The organism is Polynucleobacter sp. AP-Elch-400A-B2 (genome assembly GCF_018688355.1).
Classification (GTDB): domain Bacteria; phylum Pseudomonadota; class Gammaproteobacteria; order Burkholderiales; family Burkholderiaceae; genus Polynucleobacter.
Window position 1 is genome coordinate 1,381,178 of the sequence record NZ_CP061317.1, and the last position, 22,577, is coordinate 1,403,754.

Genomic DNA, 22,577 nt, shown 5'->3' on the forward strand with positions numbered 1-22,577 from the left:
CTTCACTCTTCTCGACACGAGGTCGATATTTAACTTCTAAAATGTGCCTTTGCATCATACAAAGTTTCTAATGTAATACTCATAAGCCCCTGCTCTACCGCATAACTCTCTGTATTTCTTCTGGCTTTACCCCTTACAAAAAAGGGAATCTTATTGAGTTCTTTTTCTGCATCAGTTTCCCAAGCGGGCGCTCCATTTTTAGAGGGGGCCATAGCAGGTAATTTATCCAAGTTTTCTTTAGCAGGAGCTGTGGCATGACCCAGATGCGATGGCATGGCACCGTCATGGAATTCAAAATCCCCTTTGAACATGCCAATTAAATGCTCTTCTAGGCCCATCATGAGTGGATGAACCCAAGAATCAAATAATACGCAAGCACCTTCAAAACCCATTTGTGGGGAGTAGCGAGATGGAAAGTCTTGCACGTGAACTGGCGATGAAATCACTGCACAAGGTATTTTCAAGCGCTTGGCAATATGGCGTTCCATCTGGGTACCCAGGATTAACTCTGGTTGAAGCTCGGTAATCTTTTCTTCAACTTCTAAATAATCGTCTGTGATGATTGCTTCAAGGCCAAGTTCGGCGGCAGCTTCACGTACTTCACGAGCCAATTCGCGACTATAGGTTCCCAATCCAACTACCTTGAAGCCCATTTCATGGGCAGCTACCTTTGCTGCAGCGATTGCATGCGTAGCATCACCAAAAATAAATACTCTTTTATTGGTGAGATAGGTTGAGTCTACCGATAAGGCATACCAACGCGCCTTGGATGATTGGCTTAATTTTTCGACATCACATTCAATACCCGCTAACTGGCAGACTTCAGCTATAAACGCTTTAGTACCTTTAAATCCAATAGGAATCGTTTTGGTTGAGGGTTGACCAAAGCTACGGCTCATCCAAGTTACCGCAGTATTTGCAGTCTCTGGATATAAATTGACATTAAAGTCAGCCTCATGCAAGCGCGCAATATCCGCTGGATCAGCACCTAGTGGTGCAACCACATTGATCTCAATACCCAAGTCACGCAATAAGCGTGAAATTTCCTCAACATCATCGCGATGACGAAAACCCAAAGCGGTAGGACCCAAAATATTGCAACTAGGCTTTGCATCCGATGCCCGGGCTGGGCGTTGCTGGCCTGGAGGCAAAATAAATGACTGCCCTAATAGGCGGACCATCTGATAAAAGGTTTCTGCTGCACCCCAGTTCTCTTTCTTTTGATATGCCGGTAATTCAAGCGGCAATATTGGCACTGGTAAATCCAGGGCAGCAGCTAATCCACCTGGATCATCTTGAATGAGCTCGGCTGTACAAGAAGCGCCTACCATCAATAAATCGGGTTTAAAACGGGCATAAGCTGTTCTTGCAGCATCTTTAAATAACTCTGCAGTATCACTACCTAAATCACGCGCCTGAAAAGTCGTATAGGTCACCGGTGGCCGTTTCTTCATCCGCTCAATCATGGTGAACAGGAGATCAGCATAGGTATCTCCCTGTGGAGCATGCAGTACGTAATGCACTTTCTCCATTGCAGTAGCAATCCGCATGGCGCCCACATGTGGCGGACCCTCATAAGTCCAGAGGGTTAACTTCATGCAGCCTCCGTCATCATGAGCTTCGCTTTTCTCGTTAAGGGACGCGCAAACAACTCCGCTAGATCAGCCGCTTGATTGAATCCTTGAATCGGCGTAAAGACAAGCTCAATGGACCACTTAGTCGTAAAGCCCTCAGCTTCTAATGGATTAGCCAGACCCAGTCCACAAACAACCATGTCTGGTTGTTGCTCACGACAACGGTCTAACTGATTCTCTACGTTTTGCCCTTCTGATAATTGGGTCTTAGGATCCAACATCGCCAATTCTTCTGCCATATGCTGACGATGCAAATAAGGAACGCCCACTTCCATTAGATTCATACCCAGCTCTCTATTTAAATAACGCGCTAACGGTATTTCCAACTGAGAGTCTGGGAAGAAGAAAATAGATTTACCTTGTAAAACTTCACGATGCGGCTCAAGTGACTTATTGGCACGATCCCTCTGAGGGGCAATCACTTTTTCAAATATCTCGGGAGAAACATTCAAAGCTGTAGCAGCGGCTGAGAACCATTTTTCAGTCCCTTCTACCCCCAATGGAAAAGGTGCGGCAATTCTTTGAGCCCCCATATTCTCTAGAAACCTAGCGGTATCCGTCAGAAATGGCTGAGCCAATAAATATTTAGTCTTTGGGCCGACAACGATTTTTTGAGTAGATTCACGTGGCGGGAAAAAAGCAAAAGACTTTAAGCCCAGCTCTTTAAAAATGCGATGGAATTGATCCTCAACAACATCAGCCAAGCAACCTACTACCAATAGCTCAACTTCATCAGATTTGGTTGACTGAGGTAAATCCTGCACTAGCGCAGCCAAACAAGCATCTTCGCCTTGGGTAAAGGTTGTTTCAATGCCGCTGCCAGAGTAATTCAGAATACGCACACTCGGAGCAAATGTTTTGCCCAGGCGTTGTGCCGCCCTTGATAAATCCAACTTAATCACTTCAGAAGGACAAGAGCCCACCAAGAACAATAGTTTGATATCTGGACGACGTTCAAGTAATTGCTTTACCACCTTGTCCAATTCATCATTTGCATCTGCAAGGCCAGCTAAATCACGATCATCAATAATGGCAGTTGCAAAACGTGGCTCTGCGAAGATCATCACGCCTGCTGCAGATTGAATCAAGTGAGCACAAGTACGAGAGCCGACCACTAAAAAAAAGGCATCTTGAATTTTTCGATGAAGCCAGATAATCCCAGTGAGCCCGCAGAAAACCTCTCTTTGGCCACGCTCTTTTAAGGGCTGGAAATCTATCTTCACTTCCTGGGTTACAGAATTCAATTCTGGCCCCTAGCGTTGATATGCGACTTGAATCGAAGATTAAAGCTGTGAATCATGGGATTAATTTCAAAAAGGGTCAGGCGCCAGAAAATAGTTATTCATTTAAATGTAACAATAATCTTACACAATAAAAGCCTCTTAAGAGCTATTAGATATAAGTGTTTATACCCATCAATTGACCAAGATCAAGAAATGATTTATTCACGAATCCAATTAAAAAACCCCAAAAACCGGGGTATTTGGGGGGCTTTACTACCTAAGAGTAGAACCTTATCTTTGTGACTTCAGCAATGCCTTGAATGTCAGAACACTCAGAGCAATTGCAATGCCTAGAGACACTAAAAACATGGCAAATTTAGATTGGGTCTGGCCTGTAGGAAAGATCAGATAAAAGGCGACTGTGATGCTGACTACCATCCCGAAAAATCCTGCTATCTTGGAAATCCGGTCTCTCATATCGTGAAATTTAAACATATTCTGCATCCTTTCAAGGTTTATCTCTTCTGTAAATCAGATCATCAATTCATGATCGCTGACTGACTGAGAAAACTGTAAACCTCGTTATTGGTGGAGTCATTTAGGGTAAACCCTTTATTGATCAGCTGCTTTCTCGATCTCAAGCATGCCATCTTCCATGGCATAGAGCGGTTCATATCCCAATTGATCTTTGGCCTTTTGAATAGAGACAGAAAAAGGGTGTGCCATTAAATGAACCATTTCCCTGATTAAGGGAGGCTCACCACGAAGCGGCAAGTATTTCCAGCCATTTTCTGCGAAATGCGCCAGGGGTCGGGCAAAGAAACGGGGTATGGACAAGGTTGGCACCTTGTAATGACCCGCTTTCAGTCTCGTGCTCATCCATTGCCTAAATTGCATTGGTGGTCCATCGCTGATAAAAAAACTCTCTTGATTTGAATCCGACAATAGCGATTTATTAACCGCTTCACAAAGATTTTGAATATAGCAAGTTGAGAAGAGGTAATCACCCTGATCAAACCAGCCAAATTTATTGAGATCTGCAGCTCTGCCTAAGATCTGATCAACGACATCGCCTCTACCCCAAATAGTTGCGGGCCTCAGACTCAGAGTACGAAAAGTCTCATCACCGGCTTCAAGAACCCACTGCTCTGCTTGCGACTTACTATGGCTATAAGGAAAGTTTTGTAATGATGGCAAAGCTCGAGATTCTGAAATATTCAGATTTTGACCCAATGGATTTTTAGCAATTGAAGCATCACTCATATAAATGAACTGCTTAATACTCGCTCGCCTTGATGACTCAAGAATATTTTTCGTCATGAAAACGTTAGTCTCTAGTAATGATTTTTCTGAATTCCACAACTTCATCTCTGCTGCGCAATGAATTACGACATCTAAACCATGAAGCCTCTTTGATAAACCCTCCACATCATTCAGGCTTCCTGACCAAACCGCAGTATTAGAGTGAGATTGAATATTGATAGTTTGTGGTTTACGAAAGTGAGATACAAGCTCATGGCCCTCTGCAATTAAAGAGTCAGTCAAATGACTACCTACAAAACCACTAGCCCCAGTCAAAAAGATCTTCATTTGCTAAAAAGCTGGCCAAGAAATAATGCAGATCTTCCGTAGTAATAAGCGGTGGCTAGCAATACCTTTGGAGAGAGGGCAATAATTGAAGAAAGCAATAAGATGCAGAAGGACCAATGCCTTGTAGATCCATAGGCACCCAATGTAATGAGCCCCAGAAAAATGAGCCTACGCACTTGACCACGAGGTAGCCAAGGGCTTCTTTTATAGAGGGGTACTTTATGAGTTACGGAGCTTTCGCCTGTCATCTTCTTGCGGTCACTTAAAAACAAATTCAATCTAATCCAAGTGAACTATCATAGATAATTATTAGGGATTATTCAATGACCAAGCAGAGCAACAAAACAAGTCCCCGTGGATTTCGCACCCTAGCAGCGCTACTCCCTTTTTTAAAGCCGTATAAAAAACAATTCGTCTTGGCTGTCTTTAGCTTGGTGCTTGCTGCAAGCGCCACCTTAGCCGTCCCCTTCTCCTTTAGACAAATTATCGATTTGGGATTTAATGCCAACAGCGGAAACCAAATCAACACCACTTTTTTAACGCTATTTGTTGTTGCTGGCTTAGTAGCTCTAGGAACGTCTCTGCGTTTCTACATGGTGTCCTGGTTAGGCGAAAAAATTACAACTGATATTCGTTCGGCTGTCTATAGTCATGTCATCAAGCAAAGTCCAGAGTTCTTCGAGTCCACTCATAGCGGTGAAATACTTTCACGCTTAAATACGGATACGGTGCTGATCCAGACACTGATTGGAACTAGCGTCTCAATGGCCATTAGAAATCTTCTATTGCTGGCAGGCGGCTTAGTAATGATGTTTATTACCAGCCCTAAATTATCGGTACTGATTTTCGCTACGCTATTACTCACCATCATTCCAACCGTCATCATGGGTAGACGAGTCAGAAAGCTTTCTCGCAACTCACAAGATAAGATTGCGAACGCCTCTGCAATGGCAAGTGAAAAATTAAATGCGATACCGACAATTCAATCATTTACTAATGAGAACATTGAAATTCATCGTTTTAATCAATCCATTCATACCGCTCTTGATGCAGCCATTACTCGAACACGGGCAAGAGCATTACTTACATTCGTAGCCATATTATTTGGCTTTACCAGCATTATCTTGGTGCTTTGGCTTGGTGCTTATGCAGTCATGGACAATCAAATTACTGCCGGAGAACTGTCTCAGTTTATTTTATATGCCGTGATTGTTGCTGGAGCTATAGCAGGTATTTCTGAAGTGATTGGCGATACGCAAAGAGCAATTGGTGCTAGTGATCGCCTTTTGGAGCTCTTAAATGTTGAGTCTTCCGTTAAAGCACTCGCTAACGTGAAATCAATAACCCAAGTCAATGCAGCTGGCATCGAAGTGCAAATTGACAATCTCAGCTTTCACTATCCATCAAATCAAAATAGTGTTTTATCAGACCTATCCCTAGAAATTAAACCTGGCCAAAGAATTGCTATCGTAGGCCCTTCAGGCGCTGGAAAGACTACACTCTTCCAGCTATTGCAGCGCTTCTATGACCCCACTAGCGGGGAAATTCTTTTTAATGGCACCAATATTCGAAACCTTCAGCTCGAAACACTGAGGAAATTAATCGGGATTGTTCCACAGGACATTGTGATTTTCTCAGACAACGCTATGGAGAATATTCGTTTTGGAAGAATGGATGCGACTGATGATGAGGTGCTAGTTGCAGCTCGCCTTGCCATAGCAGATGAATTTATTTCCAAACTACCAGAGGGATATCAAACCTTCTTAGGTGATCGAGGCATCCGCTTATCTGGCGGGCAAAAACAGCGAATTGCGATTGCACGAGTATTATTAAAAAATCCTGCCCTGTTGCTCTTAGATGAAGCCACTAGCGCCCTAGATGCTGAGTCTGAATTACTCGTACAGCGCGCGCTTGAGGCAGCAATGGATCATCGGACGACCATTGTGATTGCTCATCGACTTTCCACAGTAAAGCAAGCCGACAAAATAATCGTACTGGAGCATGGGCGGATCATTGAAACGGGTACACACGCTGATTTAATTCAACGAAGTGGGCTTTATGCCCGTTTAGCTAAACTTCAATTTACCGATCGATAACAGAGCATCCCCCCCCTTAGGGAGTAAATTCAGGAGTTAAGAGTTCTATGGAGTCCTAGGGTTTATACCGATGATTAGAGTAAACACTAGTTAACGAAAAAATTATTGGCATTTAGGCTTATTGTTTAAAGAGCATTTCAACAGTAGTTGACTAGTAAAACTGAAAACACTCCATGCTTTCCTCAGACGCCAATCAATATAAGCAAATTTTTTTAGCCCAACCTAGAGGTTTTTGTGCCGGCGTTGAAAGGGCAATCACGATTGTTGAAGAAGCCTTGAAGAAATATGGCAGCCCCATTTATGTCAGGCATGAGATTATTCATAATGCCTATGTTGTAAAAGATTTTCAGGCAAGAGGAGTTATTTTTGTCAACGACGTATCGGAAGCGCCCGAGGGATCTATCCTAATCTTTAGTGCGCATGGTGTAGCTACAGCAGTTAAAAATGAAGCTCAATTTCGCAATCTAAAAGTTTTTGATGCAACCTGCCCTTTAGTTTCAAAAGTGCATGCTGAGGTCATTCGCTTAAATGCGAGTGGTTACCAAATCATTATGATCGGCCACCTCGGACATCCGGAGGTTGAGGGCACGATAGGGCAAATTGATGCTCCAGTTCACCTCATAGAAAAAGTAGCTGATATAGAGGGCCTAAGTTTTCAACAAGATGAATTACTAGCCTTTGTTACTCAAACCACCCTATCGGTAGACGAAACCTCTGAAATCACTGCCGCCCTAGTAAAAAAATATCCGCATATTCATGCACCTAAGAAACAAGATATTTGTTACGCCACGCAAAATCGACAAGATGCTGTTAAAGCCATGCTGCCCTTAGTAGAGGTCGTGATAGTCGTTGGTAGCCCAAATAGCTCAAACTCCAAAAGACTTCAGGAATTATCCTTAAAGATGCAGGTTCCTGCATTTTTAGTGGATGATCCGCTGGAGATAAAACCAGAGTGGTTTACTGGAGTGAACAATATCGGCATTACAGCCGGAGCATCCGCTCCCGAGGAATTAACAGCAAAAGTGATCAAAGCCATCAAAACGCTTTCAAAAGGTGTGGTGCTACCTATGAAAGGCATTGATGAAAACATCAAATTTTCTTTACCTAAAGGCTTGGTTTAGGGATTAAAGCAGCCCCACCAGAAAATTATTTACTGATTCTTTTGCAAATGGAGTCTGAAATAGCTGCTGAGAAGTAGAGCACCATTCCAATAACAAAGATGAAATACTCACCCGTGTTGAAAAAATAGAGCAAACCCACTATCGCTATACCAAGGGAAAGAACGCTGAGTATTGTTTTAGCAAACATATTGATTCCTAAAATTGAATTATTAATCTTTGCTTATATTAAGACAAAAAAGAATTTAGTGCACTTGAGCTCAAATAGCGAGGGTGGAATTCAGTGGAACTTATAGTGGGGCTAAGCCAAATTTACTGGTTTGAGCCCTATCCCAATACTGAACATACTCCTGAGGTAAATCTTTTTGCAATGGGGCGTCAGCACCTTGTAATAGCGCTCCAGGAGACAGGGTTGGGAGCTGAGATGCTAATGAAGTTATCTTGCCAGAACCATCTCTACACAAAAGATAATCAGGTGTAATTTCATTAGGATGCATTAGACCTGCAGAGCCAATTAAATCTGCCAAAGATGCAACAGTATTCTGATGGAATGCAAATACTCGCTCAGCCTTATCAGGGACCACCAATGCTCTTTGACGACCTAAATCCTGAGTTGCAACACCTGTAGGACACTTGTCCGTATGGCATGTTCGTGACTGAATGCAACCCAATGCAAACATAAACCCTCTTGCAGAATTACACCAATCAGCCCCTAATGCAATGGCGCGAATAATGTCATAGCCAGAAATAATTTTTCCAGAGGCTCCAATCGCAATCTCCTTGCGCTTATTGATTCCGACTAAGGTGTTATGCACTAACCTAAGGCCATCACGAAGCGGCATCCCCACATGATCTGTAAATTCAACAGGGGCGGCACCAGTACCGCCCTCGCTTCCATCAACCACTATGAAGTCGGGGCTAATGCCTATCTCTAGCATCGCCTTAGCAATACCAAAAAACTCCCATGGCTGGCCAACGCATAATTTAAAGCCAACGGGCTTACCGCCGCTCAACTTACGCAAACGCGCAATGAATTTCATTAGCTCTAATGGAGATGAAAATTCAGCATGATGGGCTGGAGAGACACAATCCTCGGCAATCGGGACACCCCTAGTCGCAGCAATTTCAGCAGTAACTTTAGCGCCAGGCAAGACCCCACCATGACCTGGCTTAGCGCCCTGTGATAGCTTAATTTCCACCATCTTGATTTGCGGATCAACTACCTGGGTAGAAAATTTTTCCTCTGAAAATCGACCATCCGCGGTGCGACAGCCAAAGTATCCAGATCCAATTTCCCAAATAATATCGCCGCCAAACTCGCGATGATATGAAGAGATTGAGCCTTCGCCAGTATCATGAGCAAATCCACCCAGCTTTGCGCCTCTATTCAGCGCTCTAATTGCATTTGGTGAAAGCGACCCAAAACTCATCGCAGAAATATTAAATATAGATAAAGAGTAAGGCTGAAGACAGCTTGAACCACCAACCTGAATACGAAATTGGCTCGGGTCAGGATGGCATGGAGAATTTGAGTGTCCCAACCATTCGCCTTCAGGACCATACATCGACTTGATTGAACCAAATCCCCGCTTATCGTTATCTTTTTTAGAGCGGCTATAAACCATAGCTCTTTGATTTCTTGAAAAAGGAATTTTCTCCTCATCATTCTCTAAAAAGTATTGACGAATCTCAGGGCGGATATATTCAAGTAAGAATCGAAAATGCCCTATCAAAGGATAATTGCGCAATATTGAATGATGCTTTTGAATTGAATCTTTTAGGCCAATCAAAAATAATCCTAAGAAAAATATAGCTAAATATGGACTATATAAAAAAGAAAGGGGGGCGAGTATGCCGGTTGAGAGCCAAAAAAAATATCTGGAATAACGCAATTAAAGACCTCCTGCCTAGGCTTTTGATAAGCAATATTAAAAAATTAAATATCTATTTAAATATACAGCGAGAAGTGCATTGATTGAGGCTTTACTCCGAGGAAATAATACCTCAAATGCGGATAAGAAAATCTTTATAAATTAATGTTGATAGCTTTTCATTCCCACTCAATAGTTGCTGGCGGTTTTCCACTGATGTCATAGACCACTCTGTTGATGCCACGCACTTCATTAATAATGCGGTTTGATACTTTGCCCAATAAATCATGCGGTAAGTGGGCCCAGTGTGCAGTCATGAAGTCTTGTGTTTGCACTGCCCTGAGAGCAACGACGTATTCATAGGTTCTACCATCACCCATCACGCCCACAGACTTCACTGGTAAGAACACTGCGAAAGCTTGGCTGGTGAGGTCATACCAAGATTTCTGACTGGCTTCATCAATCGTATTGCGTAATTCTTCAATGAAGATAGCATCAGCACGTTGTAGTAAGTCGGCAAATTCCGATTTGACTTCACCCAAGATGCGCACACCAAGACCAGGTCCTGGGAATGGATGGCGATACACCATCTCACGTGGTAAACCTAATGCAACGCCGAGTTCACGCACTTCGTCTTTAAATAATTCACGCAAGGGTTCGAGTAACTTGAGATGCATGTCTTCAGGCAAACCACCCACATTGTGGTGGCTCTTAATCGTATGCGCGCCCTTCTTACCCTTACCGGCAGACTCAATCACGTCTGGGTAAATGGTTCCTTGAGCAAGCCACTTCGCATTTTTAATCTTGCCAGACTCAGTTTGGAAAATCTCTACGAATTCTTTGCCAATGATTTTGCGCTTGGCTTCAGGATCTGCAACGCCAGCAAGCTCAGACATAAACTTCTCCTTGGCGTCTACACGAATCACTTTGACGCCGAGGTTGCGAGCAAACATCTCCATCACCATGTCGCCTTCGTTTAAACGAAGCAAGCCATGATCAACAAATACACAAGTGAGTTGCTCACCAATGGCGCGATGTATTAAAGCTGCTGCCACACTAGAGTCAACGCCGCCTGATAAACCGAGAATCACTTCTTCGTCACCAACTTGCTTTCGAATATGCTCAACTGCCTCGCTAATGTAGTCACCCATGACCCAATCTGGTTTGCACTGACAGATCTCATGCACAAAGCGACCCAAGATAGCTTCACCTTGTAAGGTATGCGTTACTTCAGGATGGAATTGGAATGCATAGAAACGATGCTCTTCATCAGCCATACCTGCAATCGGGCAGGACTCTGTTGAAGCCATCAGCTTAAAAGCTGGTGGCATTGCAGTTACTGAATCACCATGGCTCATCCATACCTTCAGAATGCCGTAGCCTTCACTGGTAGAAAAGTCTTGGATACCTTTAAGTAAATTGGTATGGCCATGGGCACGCACTTCGGAGTAACCAAACTCACGGGCTTTACCCAAGGACTCGGCAGAGGCAACTGCGCCACCCAATTGGGTTGCCATGGTTTGCATGCCGTAGCAAATGCCTAAGACGGGAACGCCGAGTTCAAAAACGATTTGCGGCGCACGAGGACTACCCTCTTCGGTTACAGAGCTAGGTCCACCTGAAAGAATGATGCCTTTACCACCCTGCTCTTGAATGAACTTGCGAATGAATTCTGGATCGCAATCGTAGGGATGGATTTCAGAATAGACGCGCGCATCACGCACGCGCCGGGCAATCAATTGGGTGACTTGTGAACCAAAGTCAAGAATCAGTATTTTGTCGTGCACGAAAGGATTACCTTAAATTCAGCCTGCATTTCAGCTTTTGTTTACTTCTTAATCAATATGGTAATTCGGTGCTTCCTTAGTGATCTTCACATCATGAACGTGTGACTCGCGAACACCCGCTGAAGTGATTTCCACAAAATTCGCTTTCTCATGAAGTTCATCAATCGTCTTGCAACCCAAGTAACCCATTGAAGAACGAATACCACCAGTCAGTTGATGCAAGATGGCAAGGACACTACCTTTGTAAGGCACTTGACCTTCAATACCTTCGGGCACCAGCTTCTCAGCATTCGCCGCACTAATATCGCTCTGGAAGTAACGATCTGCAGAGCCATCTGCCATCGCGCCCAAAGATCCCATGCCGCGATAACTCTTGTATGAACGACCTTGATACAGGAATACTTCACCAGGAGCTTCTTCAGTACCTGCGAACAAACCGCCCATCATGACGGAGCTTGCACCAGCAGCTAAGGCTTTAGCAACGTCACCGGAGTAACGCACACCACCATCAGCAATTAACGGAATGCCCGTACCTTTGAGGGCAGCAGCCACATTCACAATGGCGCTAATCTGGGGAACACCTACACCCGCAACAATCCGGGTAGTGCAAATAGAGCCAGGACCAATACCGACCTTCACGCCATCAGCGCCATGATCAGCTAATGCTTTAGCGGCTTCGCCAGTGGCAATATTTCCACCGATCACTTGTACGTGCGGGTAATTTTTCTTAACCCACTTCACGCGATCTAATACGCCTTGGCTATGGCCGTGTGCGGTATCCACCACAATCACATCGACACCTGCACGAACTAAGAGCTCAATGCGCTCATCGTTATCAGGACCAACGCCGACAGCAGCTCCAACACGTAACTTACCTTCGCTATCCTTACAGGCATTTGGATGCTCGGTAGCCTTCAAGATATCTTTAACAGTGATGAGGCCGCGCAGTTCAAACTTATCGTTTACTACCAGCACGCGCTCTAAGCGATGCTGGCTCATCAAGCGCTTCGCCTCTTCTAGCGAGCAACCTTCTTTAACTGTAATCAAGCGCTCGCGTGGAGTCATCTTGGATTTCACAGGCGCATCTAAGTCTTCCTCAAAGCGCAAGTCGCGGTTGGTAATAATGCCCACCACCTCTTTGCCAGTGAGCACTGGAAATCCGGAGAAACCATGCTCACGAGAAAGTTGAATCACTTGGCGTAGCGTGGCATGTGGATCCACCGTAATAGGATCGCGCAAAATGCCAGATTCGTAACGTTTGACCTTAGCCACTTCCCTAGCCTGTTCAGCAGGCTTGAGATTTTTATGAACAATACCAATACCACCCTCACTAGCCATGGCAATTGCCAAGCGGCCTTCAGTGACGGTATCCATGGCTGCGGACACCAACGGTGTATTGAGTGAAATATCTCGAGTTAACTTACTTGCCAAGCTGGCATCTCGAGGGAGTACCGAAGAATAAGCCGGTACGAGGAGCACATCGTCAAAAGTGAGTGCTTTTTGAATGAGTCGCATGCAAAACCCCTAGTCACAAAAGAAGATTATAGCCTCCTCGCCTTTCTTTTAGCTGCGGCAGCCTGGAATTTGGCATCTTGGTTCTGATTAGCCTTCTTGCGGCGGACGGCCTTGGGGTCAACCAGGAGCGCAGAATAGAGCTCCAAGCGATCACCCTCGTAAATAGGGCTGTCCCAATCCTTACGCTTGCCAAAGACGCCAAAACAGCCTTTTCTGGCTAAGTTGGAGTCTTCGGGACCTTGGGCAATTCCCGCTTTAATGAGAGCAAGCCCTACAGTGGCAGCCTCGGAGGGCAATAATTGCAGCGTAAAAGGGCTTAACTCAGGCTCACCCAGGCGGGCATCGCAAATCCAAATCTCCATGGATTGACTAGCCATAGAGGTCTTCAGCTCGCTTAACGAAGCAATCAACAAAGGTGCCTGCAATATGCCCAAAGACTGGGCCAATGATCTTGTCTAGGATGACGCTTTTGAACTCCCAGTGGAGCTTAAATTCCACCTTACAGGCATCCTCTTTGAGGGGAATGAAGTTCCACTGCCCAGAAAAATGCTTGAATGGGCCATCCACAAAGACCATATCAATGCTTTCGGGGCGACGATTGGTGTTTCGAGTATGAAAATACTGATTAATACCCTTAAAGTGGATATTGATTTTGGCATCCAAAACAGTCTCAGATTGCTCAAAAATTTCCACGCCGCCGCACCAGGGCAAGAACTCTGGGTAGCGCGCAACATCAGTTACCAAACCGTACATGCGGTCCGCGGATTGGCCAATTAAAACGGTCTTGTTGACGTCTGCCATAATCGATCTTGAGAAGCTAAATAAATATGAGTATCGTCGATAACAAAAAAGCCTTCTTCGATTATTTTATCGAGGAACGGTTCGAGGCAGGACTGGTTCTGGAAGGCTGGGAAGTAAAAGCCATCCGCGCCGGTCGCGTGCACGTCAAAGAAGCGTATGTTGTCATCCGTCAGGCGGAGCTGTTCCTGATCGGCTGCCACATCACCCCCCTGCTATCTGCCTCCACTCACATAGTCCCCGACAGTACCCGCACCCGCAAACTCCTCCTCAATGCCATTGAGATTAAAAAACTTATCGGCAAGGTAGAGCAAAAAGGCTACACCCTGGTCCCATTGAATCTGCATTTCTCCAAAGGGAATGTGAAGTGCGAGATTGGCCTAGCGCGAGGCAAGAAGCAGCATGACAAACGCGCAGCCACCAAAGAGCGTGAATGGGAAGTTCAAAAGGGCCGAATTGCTCGGGGCGATCTCAACGCTTGATTGGGCAAGTAAGTGCCTAGCTATCAAAGCTTGGAATATTCAGCCCAAAACAAAATGCCTAGATTCGCATCTAGGCATTTTTTACATCTTGCTAGTGATTAGCAGTTAAGGGAAGATAGCTTACGCCTCTTTCTTACCCAACATTTCCCAGGTCGCTACTACGCTATCTGGATTGAGGGAGATCGAAGTAATGCCCTTAGCAACCAACCAACGCGCAAAGTCTGGATGATCTGAAGGGCCTTGGCCACAGATACCAACGTATTTGTTTTGCTTAAGACAAGCTTCAATAGAGCGAGCAATCATGAACTCTACTGCAGGGTCACGCTCATCAAAGTCAATTGCTAGTAATTCCATACCGGAGTCACGATCTAGGCCTAGGGTTAACTGAGTCATATCGTTTGAACCGATTGAGAATCCATCGAAATGCTCGAGGAATTGATCTGCCAAGATCGCATTAGAAGGAATCTCGCACATCATGATCAGGCGCAGGCCATTCTCACCACGCTTGAGACCTAACTTTGCCATCATGTCGATAACACGCTCAGCTTGCTTGATAGTGCGAACAAAAGGCACCATGATCTCGACATTATCCAGACCCATATCTTCACGAACGCGCTTCATTGCAGCGCACTCCAAAGCAAAGGCTTCACCAAAATCCGCTGATACGTAACGGGATGCGCCACGGAAGCCCAACATTGGATTCTCTTCATCCGGCTCATAGCGTGAACCACCAATGAGTTTCTTGTATTCATTTGACTTGAAGTCAGACAAACGTACGATCACCGGTTTTGGATAGAAAGCCGCAGCAATCGTTGCTACACCTTCAACCAATTTGTCTTCATAGAACTGACGTGGGCTTGCATAGCCACGAGCAACGCTTTCTACAGCGCGCTTGAGATCAGGATCAATGTTTGGATACTCCAAGACAGCGCGCGGATGCACACCAATGTAGTTATTGATAATGAACTCAAGACGAGCTAAGCCGACACCAGCATTGGGGATTTGACAGAAATCAAAGGCCAACTGAGGATTACCGATATTCATGGTGATCTTGACTGGAATCTCTGGCAATACACCACGAGAAACTTCAGTTACTTCGGTCTCAATCAAGCCATCATAGATATGACCTTCGTCACCTTCTGCACAAGACACGGTAACCATCATGCCGTCTTGCAAATGCTCAGTAGCATCACCACAACCTACTACCGCAGGGACACCTAACTCGCGAGCAATAATCGCTGCGTGACAAGTACGACCACCACGATTGGTAACAATCGCAGAGGCACGCTTCATCACTGGCTCCCAGTTAGGATCAGTCATATCAGCAACCAATACATCACCTGGCTGCACACGATCCATCTCGCTTGGGTCACGAATAATACGAACTGGGCCTGCACCAATCTTTTGACCAATCGCACGACCTTTAGCCAATACCTTAGAGCTACCTTTTAACTTGTAGCGCATCTCCACTTGACCAGCAGCTTGGCTCTTCACCGTCTCAGGACGAGCTTGCAAGATGTAAATACGGCCATCTTGACCATCTTTACCCCACTCGATATCCATTGGACGACCGTAATGCTTTTCAATAATGACGGCATATTTGGCTAATTCAGTAATGTCAGCATCTTCCAATGAAAAACGATTACGCTTTTCTGGGGCTACATCTACAGTCATTACCTTCTCAGCAGAACCTGCCGGGGCAAATTGCATCTGGATTAACTTGGAACCTAAAGAGCGACGAATAATCGCTTTCTTATCTTTTGCCAAAGTTGTTTTGAATACATAGAATTCATCTGGGTTGACTGCACCCTGCACTACTGTCTCGCCCAAGCCATAGCTGGAAGTGATAAACACTACATCTTCGAAGCCAGACTCCGTATCCAAGGTAAACATCACACCAGCTGCACCCAGGTCAGAGCGCACCATACGCTGAATACCAGCCGATAGCGCTACTTCAGCGTGGGCAAAGCCCTTATGAACTCGATAAGAAATCGCACGGTCGTTATACAAAGAGGCAAATACTTCACGAATCTTCTTCAGAACATCATCAATACCTTCAACGTTCAAGAAGGTTTCTTGCTGTCCTGCAAATGAAGCATCAGGCAAGTCTTCTGCGGTAGCAGAAGAGCGTACTGCAAAGGAGCCTTTACCGGAGTCATCTAATGTTTTGAATGCGGTACGAACTTCTTCATCCAGACGCGCCTGAAACGGAGCAGTCTCAATCCAACCGCGGATTTCTTTTCCAGCCTCGGCTAGCGCGCGTACGTCATCAATGTTGAGATTTTCCAAACGCTTCTGAATGCGCTCGGTCAAGTTGTTATGCTCTAAGAAATCACGAAACGCCAATGAGGTAGTTGCAAATCCAGTGGGTACACGAACACCCGTGGAGGACAACTGAGAAATCATTTCGCCAAGTGAGGCATTTTTACCGCCGACTGACTCAACATCGGTCATGCGGAGTTGCTCAAAAGGCAGAACATAGGCATTTGCTACATCGTTACTTTGTTGCTGTTGGTTGGACATAAAATACTCTCTAAGGATAAGGAAACTGGTCGAGCGGCCGGATAAAATACGGCATACTTCATTAACTACATATTGTAGTGCTGACCAAGACCTCTAGGCCAATCTCATGTCTACCCAAACGCGTATTGTTTTTATTGTTTCTGATGGCACCGGTATTACTGCCGAGAACTTCAGCCAATCGATTTTGGCCCAATTTGAGGCCACTTTTAAGCACATTCGGGTACCATTTGTTGATAGTCCTGATAAAGCCCACGATGCGGTCTCTAGCATCAATCAGGCAGCCTCTAAATATGAGGTCCAGCCGATTGTTTTCACCACTTTAGTGAATCCCGAACTGAACGCCATTGTCAGCAAAGCCAATGGCCTGATTTTGGATATGTTCCAGACTTTTGTGGCGCCCTTGGAGCAGGCTCTCGGGGTTAAATCAACCCATGCGATGAACCGTCTGCACCACAATGCAGATACTGAGGCCTACAAAAATCGGATCGAGGCCATTAACTACTCTTTGGCTCATGATGATGGTCAATCTAATAAAAACCTAGCCGAGGCTGACGTCATTCTGGTTGGCATTTCCCGGGTTGGCAAAACACCAACTAGTCTTTACTTAGCAATGCAATATGGCATGAAAGCAGCAAACTACCCTCTTATTCCAGAAGACTTCGAACGTGGGCAACTACCAAAGGATTTAATTCCCTACCGGAGCAAGATTTTCGGCTTAATGATTGATGCTGAACGCTTGTCAGAGATTCGTAATGAGCGACGCCCTGGCAGTAATTACGCTAAGTTAGAAAACTGCCGCTATGAAATTAATGAAGCCACCGCCATGATGAAAAAAGAATCGATTCCTTGGGTAGCTACGACCAGCAAATCGATTGAAGAGATTGCTACTACGATATTGCAATCTATTAAGTCAGATAAAACAATTCTGGGCTAAAGTATCAGCTAGTTTCAGTTGCGACGAATTCGTACTGTTTCAAATAGACAGATTGCCGCAGCAGTAGAAACATTGAGCGATTCGACTCTGGGGTCAATCGGGATTGATACACCTTTGGCTTGGGCCATCAGATCCTCAGAAACGCCCTGTCCTTCACTTCCCATTACCCAGGCAACCGGATGCATTAGTACCTTGGGCATGTTGTAGAGATCGAACTCGCCATCGGCAGTAGCAGCTAACAATGGTGCAGTGACTGCGCTAAGGACTTGCTGAGATGACCAACCTTCATAAAGATCTAGCAAGCGATGAGCGCCCATGCCGGCGCGCAATACTTTGCTTGACCAGAGGTGGGCGCAACCTGATAGCGCAACTACTTGAGTAAAGCCTGCTGCCGCGGCAGTGCGCAAGATAGAGCCCACATTACCAGCATCTTGAATGCGATCCAAAATAATGACATCGCCTTCAAGCGTAGCAACTGACTTTTGGGGATTTAAGGCAGACTCAGGCAGATCTAGCAATCCCGCAATTTGCGGAGCGTTTACCAAATCTGATAGCAAATCCCATAAACCTTTATCTAATTGATAAACGCGAGTCTCAGGACAGATTTCTACATGGTCGTAAACGGCTTGAGCAATTTCTGGATTTTGCAAACCCAACTCAGAGGTAATCAATGTCTTGAGTGCCGGATTACCCACCCAGGTTTGTACTAAATGAATACCTTCTAACAAAGCTTGCCCGAAAGCAAATCTCGCTTTTTGTCCTTTGGGGCCGGTAGCCTGCAATTGACGAATCTCCCTAAACAAGGAGTTGTCTTTTGAACTGATAAATTCCATTTTCATAGTTGGGATTATCGACTATGCAGAGCCAAGACATTACGAACCGGAGAAAAACTACGGCGATGTTGATCGCACGCGCCAAATTCCTTCAGTGCAGCGAAATGCGCTTCAGTTGGATATCCCATGTGCTGAGCAAAGCCATATTGGGGGTGCAGTTCATGCAAGGCCATCATTTGGCGATCACGCGTGACTTTTGCCAAGATAGAGGCGGCAGAAATTGCTGGCTCTTTAGCATCACCCTTGACAATAGCCTCGGCTGCTATGGGAAGTTCAGGACAGCGATTGCCGTCAATCAAAGCTTTATCCGGCCAGCCACCTAAGCGGGTAGTGAGATCTTCAATTGCACGACGCATTGCCAACATCGTCGCTTGCAAAATATTGATCTCATCAATCTCGGCTGGGCTCGCCTCACCAATGCCCCAGGCTTTAGCCTTTAACTGAATTTGCTCAAACAAAAACTCACGTCTTGCAGCTGATAGCTTCTTAGAATCTTTTAATCCAGTGATCGGGTTCTCAGGATCGAGCACGACGGCACCTGCAACCACCGCTCCTGCCAATGGGCCACGCCCTGCTTCATCAACACCACAGACCCAAATCAAGCTCACACAGTAACCCGATGTTTTGCGGCAGCAATGGTTTGCGCTACCGCCTGTGCAACCAATAAACCAGTGGGTCTGCGCAAGGTCTCATGCATTTCTGCAAAACGGGTTTTTAATTGAGTGGCTTTACTAGGGTTGTTTAACCAGACTAGCAAGGCATCGGCCAACTTATTCCGAGTGGCGTCGTCTTGTAGAAGTTCGGGGACAACAAACTCCCCGCACAGAATATTGGGTAAACCAACATACGGCAGATAGCCCTGTCGTTTCATGATCTGCGCTGTCAGCCAGGGTACCTTATAAGAAATCACCATCGGCTTTTTCCAGAGCGCCGCCTGTAATGTCGCTGTACCACTAGCAATGAGCACAACATCAGCAGCCTCAAGTACTGCGTCGGCCTCGCCATCAATCAAATAAATATGAAGGTCAGGGTTTTTATTGAGCGCATTTTTGAGTAAGGCTTCTAGCGGTTCACGCAGGCGTGGTGTTGCCACTGGGATTACAAAATGTAAAAGCTGTCCTGGTATACGCTTAGTAAGTTCTGCCATCGTCTCAAAAAAGACTGGTGCAATCAGCTCAATCTCAGAGCCGCGACTACCCGGCAATACAGAGATAACTGTTCCGCTTAATGTATTGCTTGGTAGATTTAAGATTTTTTCTATTCTTTGCTTGGCGCTTGCTGGATTTGGCTCAAGAGGTATTTCACTGGCAAGCGGGTGTCCAACATAAGTTGCACTTATGCCAGCCCGCTCATAAATCTCACTCTCAAATGGGAAGATACAGAGCATGCGTTCAACTGCTTGCTTGATCTTCGTAATGCGCCCTGCTCTCCAGGCCCAAATGGATGGGGAAACAAAATGCAAAGTCGGAATACCTGCTTTGCGCAAAGCTAACTCGACGCCTAAATTGAAATCTGGTGCATCAATACCTAGATACACATCGGGTCGACCTTCGCCCGTGAGATTGGCAATCAACTCTTTACGCAACTTCAGAATAGCGGGTAACTGTTTAATTGCCTCTACGTAACCACGGACACTTAATGTCTCCATTGGCCAATCTGAGCGTAGCCCTTCTGCTTGCATGCGAGGGCCGCCAATACCATAGACCTCCAGATGAGAGGTATCAGGGATCTGCTTTAGTGCACTCAATACTGGCGCTGCCAGCAAGTCACCCGAAGGCTCTCCGGCAACACAAGCAAGTTTAGACACTGGATTTTCTCTATCGAATAATGCCGCGTGTCGAGGCGGCAATAAAGTCATGGAACTCTGTTAGCTTTTCTGCAGTTTGGGCATCGGATGCACTAGCGAGCGCCATCTTCTGAATCTCCACCTTAGCTTCTTCAAAGCTGAGACCATCTTTATAGAGAACCTTATATGCCTGACGTAATGCAGAAATCGTTTCGCTTGAGAAACCACGTCGCTTCAGACCTTCCACATTAATACCATGGGGAGATGCTTTATCGCCGGCTGCAATCACAAACGGCGGAATGTCTTGCACTAATGCGGAGGCGCCGCCCAACATCGCGTGTTGACCGATGCGCACAAATTGATGAACGCCAGACATGCCACCCATAATCGCCCAGTCGCTCACTTTTACGTGGCCAGCAATTTGTGCATTGCTAGAGAAAATCGTGTGATTACCAATTTGGCAGTCATGTGCAATGTGCACATAAGCCATGATCCAGTTGTCATCACCAATTCTGGTGATGCCCTCATCCTGAGATGTGCCCGTATGGATGGTCGTGAACTCACGAATAGTGTTGCGATCGCCAATAATCAACTGGGTAGGTTCGCCGCGGTATTTCATATCCTGGGGAGCGCCACCAATAGCAGCAAAGTGCGCAAAGTTATTTTCTTTACCGATCGTGGTGTAACCCTCGATCACTGTGTGAGAGCCAATTTTGCTGCCAGCACCAATTTTGACGTTTGACCCAATGACAGAGTACGGACCAATCTCTACGTCGCCGGCAATCTCCGCTTTACTATCAACTACAGCAGTCACATGAATCCGAGTCATTACGCACCTTTCGTACGAACGGCACAAGTGATATTCGCTTCGGCAGCCAACTCACCATCCACGGTCGCCTGCACTTGGAACTTATAGATACCGGCACGTTCGCGCTCTAACTTAGCCGTCATGATCAATTGATCACCAGGTAATACCGGCTTCTTAAAACGAGCACCATCAATACCGGCGAAGTAATAAACCGCATTTTCTTCTCGCACTTCAGAAAAGGTCAGGAGTGCCGCAGTCTGGGCAAGCGCCTCAATAATTAAAACCCCTGGCATGACCGGAAAATCTGGGAAGTGACCCTGAAAGAAAGGCTCATTCATAGTGACATTCTTCAGCGCAGTAATGCTTTGACGAGGCTCAAGCTCCAATACGCGATCAACCAATAAAAATGGGTAGCGATGTGGAAGCAACTTCAAAATTTGATTGATGTCGATAGCGATGGGTTTGCTCATGTAATTACCTGCTGAATAAAGTTTTTAGTTTTTTAAATATGGTGACGAAATTATTTAGATTTGTCTAATAATCGTAAGCGTTGGCGTATTTTATCGAGACCCCGCAGAATTGCCGCATTTTTCTCCCAAGCACTGTGGAGCATTGAAGGGTAAACGCCCGTGTAATGCTGCCCTGGCTCTGTAATCGAACGAATAATGGAGGTATTGCCTGACACAGTTGTTCTATCTGCAATCGTGAGGTGACCGGCAAAATTGGCTGCCCCACCAATAATACAAAAGTTGCCAATCTTAGTACTTCCCGAAATGGCAGCACAACCAGCAATCACACAACAATTGCCTACCACTACGTTGTGGGCAATTTGAACTTGGTTATCAATCTTGGTGCCGTTACCGATGATGGTATCACTCATGGCGCCACGATCGATTGTGCTTGATGCGCCCACCTCAACATCATTGCCGATAACCACAGCACCTGTTTGCGGGATCTTGACCCACTCAGCACCGGTAGCAGAAAAGTCAGGGGCAAAGCCAAAACCATCCGCACCAATTACCGCTCCACTATGAATAATGCAGCGCTCACCAAGCTTCGTTTCTGAATAAACAGAGACATTGGGATAGATCAAGGTATCGCTGCCAATATTGGAATTTCTGGCGACAGAAGTATTTCCCAACAGGACAACTCGCTCACCTAATTTAACGCCAGGACCGATCTGCACAAACGGTCCGATATGGCATGAAACTGGAATGCTGACGCTAGAATCAATGGCGGCACTGGGATGCACTCCAGGCGCATAAACAGGTGCAGAAGCCTTAGCAAAGTGCTGCGCCATTCTGGCAAATGTAGCGTAGGGATTTTTAGAGACAAAAAACACTCGCCCCGCTGAGTTGCCTCCTGGGTTTGCCTGGAGAAAATCTAAATCCGCCTGACTGACAATCAAACCACCTGCAGCACTATCGCTAGCCTGCTGGCGATACAGCGGATTTGAAAGAAAGGAGATTTGACTGGATTGGGCTCGCTCGAGAGGAGCGAGGCCTTGAAGCAAGAGGGAGCCATCCCCCACCAAGCTTACTTGAAACTGTTCGGCCAGCTCGATGGCGGTGGGCATAAA

Annotated in this window: 20 protein-coding genes; 4 read left to right on the forward strand and 16 right to left on the reverse strand. The window is 45.8% G+C overall.

Features of this window, described 5'->3' with window-relative positions; genetic code table 11:
• Positions 1 to 29: 29 nt before the first annotated feature.
• The 4 genes from bchB to FD977_RS07175 all read right to left on the reverse strand — a co-directional run bounded on the left by bchB (position 30) and on the right by FD977_RS07175 (position 4,447).
• Positions 30 to 1,598, reverse strand: coding sequence for a ferredoxin:protochlorophyllide reductase (ATP-dependent) subunit B (gene bchB, locus FD977_RS07160; protein WP_215304517.1), 1,569 nt, complete (start codon positions 1,596 to 1,598; stop codon positions 30 to 32).
• Positions 1,595 to 2,878, reverse strand: coding sequence for a ferredoxin:protochlorophyllide reductase (ATP-dependent) subunit N (locus FD977_RS07165; protein ID WP_215304518.1), 1,284 nt, complete (start codon positions 2,876 to 2,878; stop codon positions 1,595 to 1,597). The genes bchB and FD977_RS07165 overlap by 4 nt, the downstream gene beginning before the upstream one ends.
• 270 nt (positions 2,879 to 3,148) lie before the next feature.
• Positions 3,149 to 3,352: a hypothetical protein gene (locus tag FD977_RS07170; RefSeq protein WP_215304520.1), complete on the reverse strand. Its 204-nt coding sequence runs from the start codon at positions 3,350 to 3,352 to the stop codon at positions 3,149 to 3,151.
• A 117-nt stretch (positions 3,353 to 3,469) separates the two neighbouring features.
• Positions 3,470 to 4,447 (reverse strand): NAD-dependent epimerase/dehydratase family protein, encoded by a 978-nt coding sequence (locus FD977_RS07175; protein WP_215304522.1) that lies wholly within the window; start codon positions 4,445 to 4,447, stop codon positions 3,470 to 3,472.
• 323 nt (positions 4,448 to 4,770) lie between these two features.
• Here FD977_RS07175 and FD977_RS07180 point away from each other — a divergent pair, with 323 nt between their 5' ends.
• Both FD977_RS07180 and ispH read left to right on the forward strand, forming a co-directional pair.
• Complete coding sequence (locus tag FD977_RS07180; RefSeq protein ID WP_215304524.1) at positions 4,771 to 6,543, forward strand: ABC transporter transmembrane domain-containing protein; 1,773 nt, start codon at positions 4,771 to 4,773, stop codon at positions 6,541 to 6,543.
• Positions 6,544 to 6,716: 173 nt separating this feature from the next.
• Complete coding sequence (ispH, locus tag FD977_RS07185) at positions 6,717 to 7,664, forward strand: 4-hydroxy-3-methylbut-2-enyl diphosphate reductase (protein WP_215304531.1); 948 nt, start codon at positions 6,717 to 6,719, stop codon at positions 7,662 to 7,664.
• A gap of 287 nt (positions 7,665 to 7,951) precedes the next feature.
• Here the strand turns inward: ispH and FD977_RS07190 are convergent, their stop codons facing one another.
• From FD977_RS07190 to FD977_RS07210, 5 genes are all read right to left on the reverse strand, one after another.
• Positions 7,952 to 9,514 carry an FMN-binding glutamate synthase family protein gene (locus tag FD977_RS07190; RefSeq protein ID WP_371743128.1) on the reverse strand — a complete coding sequence of 521 codons (1,563 nt, stop codon included), beginning with the start codon at positions 9,512 to 9,514 and terminating at the stop codon, positions 7,952 to 7,954.
• A gap of 197 nt (positions 9,515 to 9,711) precedes the next feature.
• Positions 9,712 to 11,319, reverse strand: coding sequence for a glutamine-hydrolyzing GMP synthase (gene guaA / locus FD977_RS07195; RefSeq protein WP_215304533.1), 1,608 nt, complete (start codon positions 11,317 to 11,319; stop codon positions 9,712 to 9,714).
• Positions 11,320 to 11,367: 48 nt separating this feature from the next.
• On the reverse strand, positions 11,368 to 12,834 hold the full coding sequence (gene guaB, locus FD977_RS07200; protein WP_215304534.1) for an IMP dehydrogenase: 1,467 nt from the start codon (positions 12,832 to 12,834) through the stop codon (positions 11,368 to 11,370).
• Between the two features lie 26 nt (positions 12,835 to 12,860).
• Positions 12,861 to 13,211, reverse strand: coding sequence for an RnfH family protein (locus FD977_RS07205; protein WP_215304536.1), 351 nt, complete (start codon positions 13,209 to 13,211; stop codon positions 12,861 to 12,863).
• Positions 13,204 to 13,635: a type II toxin-antitoxin system RatA family toxin gene (locus FD977_RS07210; protein ID WP_215304538.1), complete on the reverse strand. Its 432-nt coding sequence runs from the start codon at positions 13,633 to 13,635 to the stop codon at positions 13,204 to 13,206. The genes FD977_RS07205 and FD977_RS07210 overlap by 8 nt, the downstream gene beginning before the upstream one ends.
• A 26-nt stretch (positions 13,636 to 13,661) precedes the next feature.
• On the opposite strand from FD977_RS07210, the gene smpB reads away from it, so the two are divergent.
• On the forward strand, positions 13,662 to 14,114 hold the full coding sequence (gene smpB / locus FD977_RS07215) for an SsrA-binding protein SmpB (protein ID WP_046330447.1): 453 nt from the start codon (positions 13,662 to 13,664) through the stop codon (positions 14,112 to 14,114).
• A gap of 120 nt (positions 14,115 to 14,234) precedes the next feature.
• On the opposite strand, the gene ppsA is transcribed toward smpB, so the two are convergent.
• Complete coding sequence (gene ppsA, locus FD977_RS07220) at positions 14,235 to 16,637, reverse strand: phosphoenolpyruvate synthase (protein ID WP_215304539.1); 2,403 nt, start codon at positions 16,635 to 16,637, stop codon at positions 14,235 to 14,237.
• 106 nt (positions 16,638 to 16,743) lie between these two features.
• Between ppsA and FD977_RS07225 the strand changes: the two genes are divergently transcribed.
• Positions 16,744 to 17,571, forward strand: a complete 828-nt coding sequence (locus FD977_RS07225) for a pyruvate, water dikinase regulatory protein (RefSeq protein ID WP_215304541.1) — start codon at positions 16,744 to 16,746, stop codon at positions 17,569 to 17,571.
• A 14-nt stretch (positions 17,572 to 17,585) separates the two neighbouring features.
• Here FD977_RS07225 and FD977_RS07230 read toward each other — a convergent pair whose 3' ends face one another.
• The 6 genes from FD977_RS07230 to lpxD are packed head-to-tail and all read right to left on the reverse strand — an operon-like array spanning position 17,586 to position 22,574.
• Positions 17,586 to 18,404 carry an RNA methyltransferase gene (locus FD977_RS07230; protein ID WP_251369459.1) on the reverse strand — a complete coding sequence of 273 codons (819 nt, stop codon included), beginning with the start codon at positions 18,402 to 18,404 and terminating at the stop codon, positions 17,586 to 17,588.
• 14 nt (positions 18,405 to 18,418) lie between these two features.
• Entirely contained in the window at positions 18,419 to 19,012 is a 594-nt protein-coding gene (rnhB, locus tag FD977_RS07235) for a ribonuclease HII (protein WP_215304544.1), read from the reverse strand.
• Positions 19,009 to 20,262 (reverse strand): lipid-A-disaccharide synthase, encoded by a 1,254-nt coding sequence (gene lpxB / locus FD977_RS07240; protein ID WP_215304546.1) that lies wholly within the window; start codon positions 20,260 to 20,262, stop codon positions 19,009 to 19,011. Before lpxB ends, rnhB begins: the two co-directional genes overlap by 4 nt.
• Positions 20,222 to 21,019 carry an acyl-ACP--UDP-N-acetylglucosamine O-acyltransferase gene (gene lpxA / locus FD977_RS07245; protein WP_215304548.1) on the reverse strand — a complete coding sequence of 266 codons (798 nt, stop codon included), beginning with the start codon at positions 21,017 to 21,019 and terminating at the stop codon, positions 20,222 to 20,224. The genes lpxB and lpxA overlap by 41 nt, the downstream gene beginning before the upstream one ends.
• A complete protein-coding gene (gene fabZ, locus FD977_RS07250) occupies positions 21,019 to 21,468 on the reverse strand; it encodes a 3-hydroxyacyl-ACP dehydratase FabZ (RefSeq protein WP_215304550.1) in 450 nt (149 codons plus the stop codon). The genes lpxA and fabZ overlap by 1 nt, the downstream gene beginning before the upstream one ends.
• Before the next feature lie 50 nt (positions 21,469 to 21,518).
• Entirely contained in the window at positions 21,519 to 22,574 is a 1,056-nt protein-coding gene (gene lpxD, locus FD977_RS07255; RefSeq protein WP_215304552.1) for a UDP-3-O-(3-hydroxymyristoyl)glucosamine N-acyltransferase, read from the reverse strand.
• Between the last annotated feature and the right edge of the window lie 3 nt (positions 22,575 to 22,577).